This window comes from Streptomyces sp. NPDC032126 (assembly GCF_055580085.1).
Genome location: NZ_JBVIMA010000001.1, coordinates 1,197,164 through 1,209,017 on the forward strand (window position 1 = coordinate 1,197,164; position 11,854 = coordinate 1,209,017).

Annotated in this window: 8 protein-coding genes; 4 read left to right on the forward strand and 4 right to left on the reverse strand. The window is 72.4% G+C overall.

The genetic code is table 11. The features are described from left to right. Positions 1–110 precede the first annotated feature (110 nt). Positions 111–1,256: an aminoglycoside phosphotransferase family protein gene (locus ACZ5NW_RS05080; RefSeq protein WP_468742321.1), complete on the reverse strand. Its 1,146-nt coding sequence runs from the start codon at positions 1,254–1,256 to the stop codon at positions 111–113. Between the two features lie 233 nt (positions 1,257–1,489). Here ACZ5NW_RS05080 and ACZ5NW_RS05085 point away from each other — a divergent pair, with 233 nt between their 5' ends. Next, positions 1,490–2,983 (forward strand): DNA-binding protein NsdB, encoded by a 1,494-nt coding sequence (locus ACZ5NW_RS05085; protein ID WP_468742322.1) that lies wholly within the window; start codon positions 1,490–1,492, stop codon positions 2,981–2,983. A 100-nt stretch (positions 2,984–3,083) separates the two neighbouring features. On the opposite strand, the gene ACZ5NW_RS05090 is transcribed toward ACZ5NW_RS05085, so the two are convergent. Beyond that, the gene (locus ACZ5NW_RS05090; RefSeq protein ID WP_468742323.1) at positions 3,084–4,532 is read right to left on the reverse strand and encodes a PP2C family protein-serine/threonine phosphatase; all 1,449 of its coding nucleotides are present in this window, start codon (positions 4,530–4,532) and stop codon (positions 3,084–3,086) included. Between the two features lie 349 nt (positions 4,533–4,881). Here ACZ5NW_RS05090 and ACZ5NW_RS05095 point away from each other — a divergent pair, with 349 nt between their 5' ends. Together ACZ5NW_RS05095 and ACZ5NW_RS05100 are read left to right on the forward strand one after the other, a co-directional pair. Next, on the forward strand, positions 4,882–5,295 hold the full coding sequence (locus ACZ5NW_RS05095) for an SsgA family sporulation/cell division regulator (RefSeq protein ID WP_468742324.1): 414 nt from the start codon (positions 4,882–4,884) through the stop codon (positions 5,293–5,295). Positions 5,296–5,437: 142 nt separating this feature from the next. Next, positions 5,438–7,459, forward strand: a complete 2,022-nt coding sequence (locus ACZ5NW_RS05100; RefSeq protein ID WP_468742325.1) for a phosphocholine-specific phospholipase C — start codon at positions 5,438–5,440, stop codon at positions 7,457–7,459. Here ACZ5NW_RS05100 and ACZ5NW_RS05105 read toward each other — a convergent pair. Beyond that, a complete protein-coding gene (locus ACZ5NW_RS05105) occupies positions 7,449–8,477 on the reverse strand; it encodes a Gfo/Idh/MocA family protein (protein ID WP_468742326.1) in 1,029 nt (342 codons plus the stop codon). The genes ACZ5NW_RS05100 and ACZ5NW_RS05105 overlap by 11 nt on opposite strands. 105 nt (positions 8,478–8,582) lie before the next feature. Next, positions 8,583–9,680 (reverse strand): baeRF3 domain-containing protein, encoded by a 1,098-nt coding sequence (locus tag ACZ5NW_RS05110; protein WP_468742327.1) that lies wholly within the window; start codon positions 9,678–9,680, stop codon positions 8,583–8,585. A 328-nt stretch (positions 9,681–10,008) separates the two neighbouring features. Here ACZ5NW_RS05110 and ACZ5NW_RS05115 point away from each other — a divergent pair, with 328 nt between their 5' ends. Beyond that, positions 10,009–11,715 (forward strand): fatty acyl-AMP ligase, encoded by a 1,707-nt coding sequence (locus tag ACZ5NW_RS05115; protein ID WP_468742328.1) that lies wholly within the window; start codon positions 10,009–10,011, stop codon positions 11,713–11,715. The last annotated feature ends 139 nt before the right edge of the window (positions 11,716–11,854 follow it).

The window sequence follows — 11,854 nt, forward strand, 5'->3', positions numbered from 1 at the left end:
GTGGCGGGCGCGGCGCGCCGCGGGGAATTCGGAAAAAGCCGGAGGGAATCCGGGAAAAGCGAGGGCCCGCGGGCGCCGCCGTTCTGGCGCACCGCGGGCCTCTCCTCCCCTCAGCGAGTGCCGACCGCCGCGCGTACGGCCCGTCGGGCCAGCTGGCAGTCGTCGTGCAGCCGCCTCAGCAGCAGCCGCTGTTCCTCGCCGGACGGCGCGGCACCCGGGTGGGCCGTGCCCGGGGCCGTCGGGGTCGTGTCGTGCATCGAACGCTGCACGGCCGTCTCGTAGGTACGGATCTCCCGGGTCAGGACCAGCATCAGATTCACCAGGAAGGCGTCCCGCGAGGCGGGGCCCGCCGACTGCGCGATCTTGCTGATGTGCTGCCGCGCCGCCGGCGCGTCACCCAGGACCGACCACAGCGTCGCCAGGTCGTACCCCGGCAGATACCAGCCCGCGTGCTCCCAGTCCACCAGCACCGGACCGGCCGGGGACAGCAGGATGTTCGACAGGAGGGCGTCGCCGTGGCAGAACTGGCCCATGCCCTGACGGCCCGCGCTCGCCGCGATGCCCCGCAGCAGCTTCTGCAGGTCGCCCAGGTCCCGATCGGTCAGCAGACCGAGCTCGTGGTACCGGGAGATCCGGGCCGCGTAGTCGAGCGGGGCGTCGAACGTGCCCGCGGGCGGCCGCCAGGCGTTCAGCCGGCAGATCGCCCCCAGCGCCGTCCGGATGTCGGCCCGGGGCGGGGCCTCGACGGGGTGACGCAGCAGGGCCGCCGCCCGTCCCGGCATCCGCTCGATGACCAGTGTGCAGTTGTCCGGGTCCGCCGCGATCAGCCTCGGCACCCGCACCGGGGGGCGGTGCCGGACGAACGTGCGGTATGCCGCTATCTCGTGCCGGATCCGCTCGGCCCACGCGGGGGAGTGGTCCAGTAAACACTTGGCGACGGCCGTGCTGCGTCCGGTCGTGCCGACCAGCAGGACGGAGCGCCCACTGCGGCGCAGCACCTGCACCGGGGCGAACTCCGGGCAGATCCGGTGCACCGACGCGATCGCGGTGCGCAGCTGGGCGCCCTGGGGGCCGGACAGGTCGAGTCTCCCGCTGAGCGGCTGAGCGCCGGGTCCCGGCGCGCGGCGCGGCCGGCCGACGCCGAGGGCGGGGGCGGGGGACGCCGACCGCGCGGAGGGGTCGAGGTAGGGGCCGCCACCCGGGCGGGGGCGCAGCGACCGGGGCGGTGCGGACACGGAGGACGATGCTGCGTACATGGGCGAAACAGATCCCTTCGTGTGCCTGCGACGTCAAAGCGCAACCCGGCCCGGTCTCCCGGGTGCACCCTGGGGAGTGTCCCCTGGCGACCGGGTCGGGGTGGCGCGTTCCTACCTGACACCCATCGCCCAGTGGCACACCATCTGGCGCACCCTGGCGAACCCTGGCGAATAGTCGCCCGGCAACTCGCCCGGGGCTACTGTCAACTCAGCCGAGAACCTGGGGGCTTGACGTGACCGGACAACCCAACACCCGCCTCTGTGACCTGTTCGGCCTGGCCGGCTGGTCGAAGGGGGAGCTCGCGAGGCTGGTCAACCGGCAGGCGGCGGCCATGGGCCACCCCCAGCTGGCGACCGACACCTCGCGGGTGCGGCGGTGGATCGACATGGGAGAGATCCCGCGCGATCCCGTACCGCGGGTGCTGGCGGCTCTGTTCACCGAGCGTCTCGGCCGTGTCGTGACCATCGAGGACCTCGGTCTGGTCCGGCACGGGCGTACGGGGAAACGGCAGGGCGACGGGAGTCAGGAGCATCCCGACGGTGTGCCGTGGGCGCCCGAGCGGACCGCCGCGGTCCTCACCGAATTCACGGGAATGGACCTCATGCTCAACCGACGCGGCTTGGTGGGCGCGGGTGCCGCGCTCGCCGCGGGATCAGCACTCAGCAGCGCCATGCACGACTGGCTGCACACCGACCCCACCCTCTCCGCCGACGCTCCCGTCATCGACCATCCCCTCAATGCCGACCCCGCTGGGTTCGACCGGTACGAGGCCGCCCCCATCGGGCACGAGGAGATCGAGGAACTGGAGCGCTCTGTCGAGGTGTTCCGAGCCTGGGACGCGGCCCGCGGCGGCGGGCTGCAGCGCAAGGCCGTCGTGGGACAGCTCAACGAGGTGGGCGGCATGCTCGCCTACCGACATCCCGACCATCTCCAGCGGCGCCTGTGGGGCGTCGCCGCCAACCTGGCCGTTCTCGCGGGCTGGATGTCGCACGACGTCGGCCTGGAGCCCACGGCCCAGAAGTACTTCGTCATCGCCGCCCACGCGGCCCGCGAGGGCGGCGACCGGCCCCGGGCGAGCGAGGCGCTCTCCCGGGCCGCCCGCCAGATGGTGCACCTGGGCCGTCCCGACGAGGCCCTCGACCTGATGAAGCTCGCCCAGTCCGGCTCCGGGGACGCGGTCCTGCCGCGCACCCGGGCCATGTTCCACACCATCGAGGCCTGGGCTCAGGCGTCGATGGGCAAGGGGCAGGCCATGCGCCGCACCCTCGGCCAGGCGGAGGACCTCTTCGTCACCGGGGACGGGGACGTGCCGCCGCCGAGCTGGATGCAGCTGTTCAACGAGGCGGATCTGTACGGCATGCAGGCCCTCGCCTATCGCACGCTGGCCGAGTTCGAGCCGGGCGCCGCCGTCCACGCCCGGTACTACGCGGACAAGGCGCTCGCCCTGAGGGTCGACGCGCAGGAGCGGTCGAAGATCTTCGACTTCCTGTCCATGGCCTCGGCCTGCTTCATCGCCGACGACCCCGAACAGGCGGACAGCTTCGCCCGGCTCGCCCTGGTGTCGATGGGGCAGAACTCCTCCCGCCGCACCTGGGACCGGCTGCGCCAGATGTACCGGCTCACCGCGGAGTACGCCGACTACCCGAGGATCAGCGAGCTGCGCGAGGAGATCAGGCTGGCGCTGCCGAAGCCGAGGGGAGGCAAGGGCGGCACGGCGCAGACATGAGTGCGCAGACATGAGCGGGCGGCTTCGCAGGAAGCCACCCGGGGTGGTGTGTCCCGCGCCGTGACGCGGCGCGGCCTGGCTCAAGCCGTCACTGGAGCCCTTACTCGCGCGGCCCGTCTCCATCCGTCACGCGGGCCACGAGGACGCAGGCGTCGTCCTCCCGTTCGCCCTCCTCGAACTCCTCCACGACCAGCCTCACGCAGTCCTGTGCGGTGGGTGCGTCCTCCAGGCGGGCGGCGAGGTCGAAGAGGCGGTTCACCGATGTCGCTCCCACATGCCCGGGCATCAGTCCGTCGGTGTGCAGGAGCAACAGATCGCCTGCCCGGAGGATCTCCTCGGCCTGCCCGTAGACGGCGCCCGGGGTGGCGCCGAGGAGGACTCCGTCGGGCGCGCCCAGCCGGCGCCCCGTCCCGTCGCGGAACAGCAGCGGGGCGGGGTGTCCGGCCTGCGCCCAGGTGAGGGTGCGCTGTTCGGGCTGGTAGCGGCAGCAGACGGCGCTGCCGAGCGCGGGCTGGGCGGTGGCGTCGAGTAACTGGTTGAGCAGACTCATCAAGTGACCGGGCCGGGTCCCGGCCAGCGCCATGCCCCGCAGGGCGCCCAGCAGCATCGCCATGTTCGAGGTGACGGTGGGGCCGTGGCCGGTGAGGTCGCCGACGCTGAGCAGGGTGTCGCCGTCGGGCAGTTCGAGCGCGTCGTACCAGTCGCCGCCGATCAGGGACGCGGTGGCGGCGGGCAGATAGCGGGCGGCTACATCGAGGGGGCCGGGGCCGGCGTGCGGGAGCCGCAGGGAGCCACGCCATGTGGGCAGCACGGCTTCCTGCAGCTCGACCGCGACCCGGTGCTCGGTCTGCGCGCGGTGGTGCTGGCGCTGGAGCGAGTCACGGGTCTCGCTCACCACCCGTTCGCTGCGGCGCAGTTCGCTCACGTCCCGCAGCACGGCCCACATCGAGGCGGTGCTGCCGTCGGTGTCGAGCACGGGTTCGCCCATCATGTGCACGGTGCGGATCTCGCCGTCCGGGTGGACCACCCGGAACTCCCCGTCGATGGGCCGTGCGTCGACGAGACAGTCCGTGACCATCGCCGTCAGCTTGCGCCGGTCCTCCTCCAGGACGAGGGCGGGGAGTTCGTCGAGGGTGAGCGGGGCCGCGTCGGGGTCCCGGCCGAGGATCTGGTAGAGCTCGCCGGACCACACGGCCTCGTCGGTCAGCAGGTTCCACTCCGCGCTGCCGACGCGGCTGAGCAGGGAGCCGCGCCGGGGAGCGGCCGGCGCGGCAGCGGCGGGAGGTGCGCTGTCGGGGGCGGCGGCCGGCGTGGGCGGGCCGTCCCGCAGCTGCGCCAAGTGCTCGTCGAGGTCGTTGAGTTGATGCAGTGCCAGGTCGCACAGGGCGCGCTGCCAGCGTTCCTGCGGGTCCGATCCGTCGCCCCGGGTGTCCTGTCGTACGGCGTCCACGTCGCCCTTGAGCCGTCGCGTCTGCGTTATCAGCGCGTCGACCGAGCCGCGTCCGGGCGGCTGGGCGGCCGGGTGATCCGCAGACAGATGGGACGGCATGACGCACTCCGATGCGGGGACGATCCGGGGAGGGGACGGACGGGGACCGTTACGACTGTTGCACAGCCCGCGACGCCGTGTAAGGGATTTGGCAACACACGATACGGTGGTGCATCTGGCATATGCCAGAGTCTTCAAGGGTGGTTCCGCCTGTACCCTCGGCGCGCCCGTTCATGGGATCAAATCGTAGGTGACGTACGCGACTTGAGGGACCCGTGGGACGTGTGTTCGGCCCTCCGGTCGGCTGTTCGGTGGACGTCCGTTCGTGCGCTGTGAGCTGTGACGCAGCTCACAGGAATTGAGGGTCGGTTCCCTGTACGGGGACCGGTGCCATCGGGGTCCTACAAGCATGGACATCACGCTGGAACAGCCCGTCCGCGCCCGACTGATCACCGACGGAGAGCAGGAACTGCCCGTTCCCGCCACCCTCCGCTACGGCTCCGCCGACCCGCTGGCCGTGCACGTCGACTTCCCGGCGGACGTCTGCCTCGACGGCGAGGGCGTCACCTGGAGCTTCGCCCGCTCCCTGCTGGAGGACGGACTGCGCGGCCCGGCCGGCAGCGGTGACGTACAGCTCTGGCCCTGCGGCCGGGCCCGTACGGTCCTGGAATTCCACTCGCCGAACGGGCTGGCCCTGCTCCAGTTCGACACCGCCGCCCTGCGCCGCTTCCTGCTGCGCAGCTACGCCGTGGTCGCCGCCGGTCAGGAGGACGTGGGCGCGGTCGTCGACCGGGGCCTCGCCGCCCTGTTCGACGGGGTCTGAGCGCACGGGCCGCCGGACCGGCGCGGGCTTCGGCTTCTGTTCATCTCCGTCTCACCGCGCGGGTATGGACCGTGACGGCCCTCGCGGGCACCCTGGCGCGCGGCGTGCCGCAGGGGCACCCTCCTGGACGAGGGCGGGGCGAATGACACCGATCAGCCGAAGAGGGTTCGTGGGGCTCGGCGCATCCGTGGCGGCGGGCATCTCCGCGGGGGCGGGCACGCGCCCGGCCGCGGCGGCGACCACCGCGACGGGCACGATCGCCGACGTGCGGCACGTGGTGATCCTCATGCAGGAGAACCGCAGCTTCGACCACTACTTCGGGCGGATGAAGGGTGTGCGCGGCTTCGACGACCGCAGCGGCATCACCCTCGCCGGCGGGCACTCGGTCTTCGACCAGCCGAACGGCTCCGGCCGCCAGTATCCGTGGCGGCTCGGCGCCACCCCCGCCGCCGGCGGCGCGGACGGCGAGACCCTCGCCCAGTGCAACGGCGACCTCCCGCACTCCTGGTCCTCCCAGCACGCGGCCTGGAACAAGGGCCGCCTCGACAACTGGGTCGCGGGCGTCGGCAACGTCCGCTCGCTCGGCTACCTGGACCGCCGCGACATACCCTTCCACTACGCGCTCGCCGACAACTACACGATCTGCGACGCCTACTTCTGCTCCACGCTCAGCGCGACCGGCCCCAACCGCACCTATCTGTGGAGCGGCAAGGTCGACGCCACCAGCTACGACGGCGGCGACGAGTCGGGCCTGACCTGGCAGAACTACGCCGAGGCGCTTCAGGCCGCCGGGGTGACCTGGAAGGTCTACCAGAACGCGGCGGACAACTACGGCGACAACGGCTGCGCCTACTTCAAGAACTTCGCGAACGCCCCGGCGGGCAACCCCCTCCACGACCGGGGCATGTCCTCCGTGCCGAAGGTGACCGGCTCGACCCCCGACGACATCGCCGCCGCCATCAAGGCCGACGTCCTCGCCGGCACCCTCCCGCAGGTCTCCTGGGTGGTCCCCAACCAGGCCTTCTCCGAGCACCCCTACGCCCCGCCCGGCGACGGCGCCCACTTCGTCAGCCTCGTATACCAGGCCCTCGCCGCCGACCAGGACGTGTTCGACAGCACCGTCCTGTTCCTCAACTACGACGAGAACGACGGCTGCTTCGACCACGTCCCGCCCCCGGCCCCGCCCGCGGGAACCCCGGGCGAGTTCCTCAACGGGGTGCCGTACGGCTTCGGTTTCCGGGTCCCGGTGATCGTCGTCTCGCCGTGGACGCGCGGCGGCTGGGTGTCCTCGGAGGTCTTCGAACACACCTCGGTGCTGCGTTTCCTGGAGACCTGGACGGCAGCGCTCGGCACGCCGGCCAGGTGCCCCCACATCAGCGACTGGCGGCGCAGGGTGAGCGGCGACCTGACCGGCGTCTTCGACTTCGCCAACCCGGTCCACGGTCCGGTCCCGCTGCCCGCGACGAGCGTCATCGGCATGGCCGCCTGCGGGCCGCTGCCCAACCCGGTGCCGACGGACAACGCCCTGCCCGCCCAGGAGCCCGGCACCCGTCCGGCCCGCGCGCTGCCGTACCAGCTGGGCGGATACCTGGACCGCCTGGAGTTCGGGGCCGCCGGCAAGATCCTCGCCTGGTTCACCATGACCAACCAGGGCGGCCCGGCGGCCAGGGCCGCGCACTTCTCCGTCCACCCCAACGCCTACCGCGACACCACGCCGTACCAGTACACGGTCGACGCGGGCGGCACCGTCACCGACTCCTTCAACATCGGCACGGGTTTCGGCGGCGGCAAGTACGACCTGACCATGATCGGCCCCAACCGCTTCCTGCGCCGCTTCAAGGGGGACGCCACCAAGGCGGGCAAGTCGGCCGAGGTGAGCACCCGTTACGCCGTCGAGCCCGGCACGGGCAAGCTCGCGATCTACTTCAGGATGGCCAACTCGGGCGCGTCCTCGGTGACGTTCACCATCACCTCCACCCACTACCGCACCGACGGTCCCTGGACCTACACCGTCGCCGCGGGAGCCTCGGCGGAGGACTGGTTCAACGCCGTCGCGTACCAGAACGGCTGGTACGACTTCACGGTGACCGTCGACTCCGACGCGACCTGGTCGCGCCGGTTCACCGGGCATCTGGAGACGGGCGCGCCCAGCGTCAGCGGCTGACCTCGGGCGCGTACAGGTCCGGGCGCGGGGCGAGGTCGACACCCGTGCGGGTGCCGGTCTCCAGCGCCCGGACCCCGGCCTCGGCGACCACCGAGGCGGCGTAGCCGTCCCAGGCGCCGGGGCCGGTGACCCGGCCCCGCCGGGTGGCGTCGACCCACGCCTGCACCTCGCGGTCGTAGGCGTCGGCGAAGCGCACCAGGTAGTCCTGCGGGACGTCCCGGCCGGCCGTGCCGCGCGCGGTGACCAGCGTGCCGTGCTCCTCGCCGGTCCGGGCGCTGCCCGCCTCGCACACCGCCTCGCAGCGCACCTGGTAGCCGAAGCCGCAGTTGACGAAGACCTCGACGTCGACGAGGGCGCCCCCGTCCGTCTCGAACAGCACGAACTGCGGGTCCAGCAGCCCCTCGGGGGCGCCGGCTGAGGCGCGGGGCCGCAGCACGGTCACCGCGGTCAGCTCCTGGCCGAGCAGCCAGCGGGCCGCGTCGATCTCGTGCGACACCGAGCTGTTGATGAGCATCGCGCTGGTGAAGTCGGCCGGTGAGGAGACGTTGCGGTGGACGCAGTGCAGCATCAGCGGGCGTCCCAGCTCACCGTCGTCCAGCACCTGCTTCAGCCTGCGGTACCCGGCGTCGTAGCGCCGCATGAAACCGATCTGCGCGAGGCGCCGTCCGAGCCGTGCCTCCGCCTCCACCACGCGCAGCGCGCCCGCCGAGTCCGGCACCATCGGCTTCTCGCACAGCACCGGCAGGCCGCGCGCGAAGGCGGCGAGCAGGGCGTCCTCGTGCGCGGGGCCGGGGGAGGCGATCAGCACGGCCGCCACGCCGGGCGCGTCCAGCGCGGCCTCGGTCTCCGTGTGCAGGGAGACACCGGCGATCCCGGCGGCCGCCTCCTTCGCCCGGTCGGCGTCGGGGTCGGCCACCGCGGCCACCCTGGCTCCGCTCACTACGCGGTCGAGACGTCGTATGTGGTCGGCACCCATGTGGCCGGCGCCCAGCACGGCCACGCCCAGCAGGTCACTCACGCGCCCTCCTCCCGGTCGGCGATCACGCCGTAGCGTATGCCGCCGGGAGAGGGCGCGGTCGGCGCCGGGGTCGCGGAGGACGTCGTCCGGGGCGCGGCAGCCCCGTCAGTAGCGCAGGACGCCCGCGATTCCCTGTGCCTCCCCGAGCGTGCCGTCCGGGACGAAGCGCACCTCGGCGCCCGTCTCCAGGCACTGCTCGACGATCTCGTCCACGATGTCCTCGCGGGCGTCGAGGTCGCCGCTCTCGGCCGGCACCAGATGGTCGCCGGAGTCGCGCACGGTGACGCGGTAGTTCTCCTCGACGGCGAGCAGCCGCACCCGGCCCTCGCGGGAGGTGCGCCAGACCTCGTCGACGCCGGCCGCGAACTCCTTGCGGCCGAGGGCGGAGACCAGCTCCCGGGCCACCGCGTCGGTGTCCTCCCGGGCCCGGGCGGCGATGACCGGCTGGATCGCCTGCCACACGGCCTGCGGCGTGCCGCGGGCCAGGCCGCCGTGCGGGATGTGGACGGCGTCGCGCACGGCGGTGCCGACGTCGTCCAGCGCGGACAGCGCGGCCTGCTCACCGGTGACGTACAGCGGTCGCGGTTCGTCGCGCAGGAGCTTGGTCAGCGCGGTGTCGGCGTCGCGCAGGAAGTGTCGGGTGTCCTCGTCGCGGAAGGTGCTCGGCATGTCGCCGATCTGCTCCTGCCGCTCGGCGTCGAAGTTCGCCCGGGTGTCCCGGGTGAGCGGGAAGCCGCCGGTGCGGGCCTCGGTCACGCGGTCGGGGCCGCCGTTCCACAGGGTGATCCGGTCGGGCGAGACCGACAGCACCCAGAACGGCCGCTCGGCGGCCTGTGCGGAGACCAGGTTGCGGGTGAGGAAGGTGTCCGACAGGACGACGCGTTCGGGCACCTCGCGGGAGAGGGACCACACCTGGTGCTCGCCCGGGGCGGCGAAGATCACCAGACCGTCCTCCGCGTGCGCGAGATCGACCTCCGCCAGCGCCCGGTCGAGTTCGTGGGCGACGTCGACGCGGCGCTCACGGGTCACCGAGGGGTCGGCCTCCAGCTGCTTCTTGGCCTCGGCCACGACATTGCGCAGCCGGACCGGATCCTGGGCGTTCTCCGGTTCACGGCGGTGTGTCGGCGTCAGCACGGACACCGCCGGATAGGGGCGCGGGCGGCGCAACTCGGACAGGACCGCTGGGCTGAGTGCGTGCTCCATAGACAGCACGATAGGTCGATTTCCCTTAAGGGGCATTTGGGGGAACTTCATCGAGCGCGGGTGGTTTGGGTGATCGTCGGCGCCGGCGAGGCGCCCGGGCTGTCCTGTCGTGCGCGATCCCGTGGGGTTCTGAACGTTCGCGGGCGAACGGGCGTCCGGCGTGCGGCTGTTGAGGGATGGTTCGACTCTGTTGGACACGTAGGGTTTACCTGTGTTCGACATTTCGAGCGAGTGGCCTTGCTAGGGTGTTACTCGCCGGTAGCAAGACTGCCTGAATGTCGAACTCCAGTTCCCCGTCGTCGTATCCGGACAGGTGAGACTCCACGCCATGGCACGTTCCCTGGTCGACCAGCTGACCACGCACGCCTCGCACCAGCCCGACCGAACCGCCTACCGCCACCTCGTCACGGGGGACTGCGACGGAGAGATCCAGGAGATCTCCTACGCACGGCTCGCCACCCGCTCCCGCGCCGTCGCCGCCTGGTTACAGGAACGCGGACTCGCCGGCGCGCGCGCCCTGTTGCTCTACCCGGCGGGGCTGGAGTTCGTCTCCGGATTCCTCGGCTGCCTGTCCGCCGGAGCCATCGCCGTCCCCGGCGTCCCCCCGCAGGGGCGGGCGCGCAACCACCGGGCGCTGACCCGGATGAAGCGCCTGATCGCCGACGCCGACGCCCAGGTCATCCTCGGCGGCCGCGAGGTGATCGCCGCCCTCGCCGCCTTCGCCGAGGACCTTCCCGAACTGGCCCACATCACCCGCGTGGCCACCGAGGACATACCCGACGAGGCGGCCGCCGCCTGGCGCGAACCCGACCTCACCCCCGACTCCGTCGCCTTCCTCCAGTACACCTCCGGCTCCACCTCCGCCCCGCGCGGCGTCGTCGTCACCCACGGCAACCTGCTCGACAACGAGCGCGTCATCGCCGCCCAGATGGGGCACACCCCGGACGTCATCGCGGAGTACGGCCACGAACTCTTCGTCAGCTGGCTGCCCGTCTATCACGACATGGGCCTGATCGGTCCGGTCCTCAACACCCTCCACCTCGGCGCCACCGCCACCCTCTTCTCGCCCCTGCACTTCCTGCAGAAGCCCGAGCGCTGGCCGATCGCCGTCAGCCGCTACCGCCCGCACACCAGCGGCGCCCCCAACTTCGCCTACGAACTCTGCCTCAAGCACGCCACCCCCGAACTCCTCGACAGCCTCGACCTGAGCGCCTGGAAGGTCGCCTTCAACGGCGCCGAACCCGTACGCGCCGCCACCCTGCGCCGCTTCGCCGACACCTTCGCCCCCGCCGGCTTCCGCCGCGAGGCCCTCTACCCCTGCTACGGCCTCGCCGAGGCCACCCTCATGGTCAGCGGCGGCTCGCCCGCCACGCCCCCCGTCCTGTACGCCTCCGACGGCACCCTCACCGACACGGCCGCCGTCGGCTGCGGCCGGCCCGGCGACGGTGTCACCGTCGTCATCGCCGACCCCGAACAGGGGCGGGAGCTGCCCGAGGGGGAGGTCGGCGAGATCTGGGTGCGGGGCGACAGCGTCGCCCGGGGGTACTGGCGCAACACCCTCGCCACCCGCGAGACCTTCCGCGCCACCCTCGCCGGGCGGGAAGGCCGCTTCCTGCGCACCGGTGACCTCGGCTTCCTGCGGGACGGAGAGCTGTTCGTCACCGGCCGGCTCAAGGACCTCATGGTCATCGACGGACGCAACCACTACCCCCAGGACCTGGAGCTGGCCGCCGAGACGGCCCACCCCGCGCTGCGGCCCGGCTGCACCGCCGCCTTCTCCGTCGACAGCGGCGTCGACGGCGAACGGCCCGTCCTGGTCGCCGAGATCGCACCCGACGCGGCCGGCGAACGCGAGAAGATCACCGACGCCGTGCGGGCGGCCATCGGCGACGCCCACGGGGTCTCCGTGCACGAGGTCGTCCTGGTCCAGCCGGGGACGATCCCCAAGACGTCCAGCGGCAAGATCCAGCGCCGCGCGTCCCGCACCGCCTACCTCGACGGCACCCTCGCCGTGGTCGAGTCGCCCACCGCCTGACCACCGCGGGCGCCGTCGTGCCACGACCGGCGGCGCCCCCGCCGTACTCCGCAGGCCGGACTCTCCCGTCCCGGCCGTCATCCCGTATGCCCGTCCCGGCCGGCACTCCGTTTCGCCGCCGTCGCCGAGGCGTACGGAC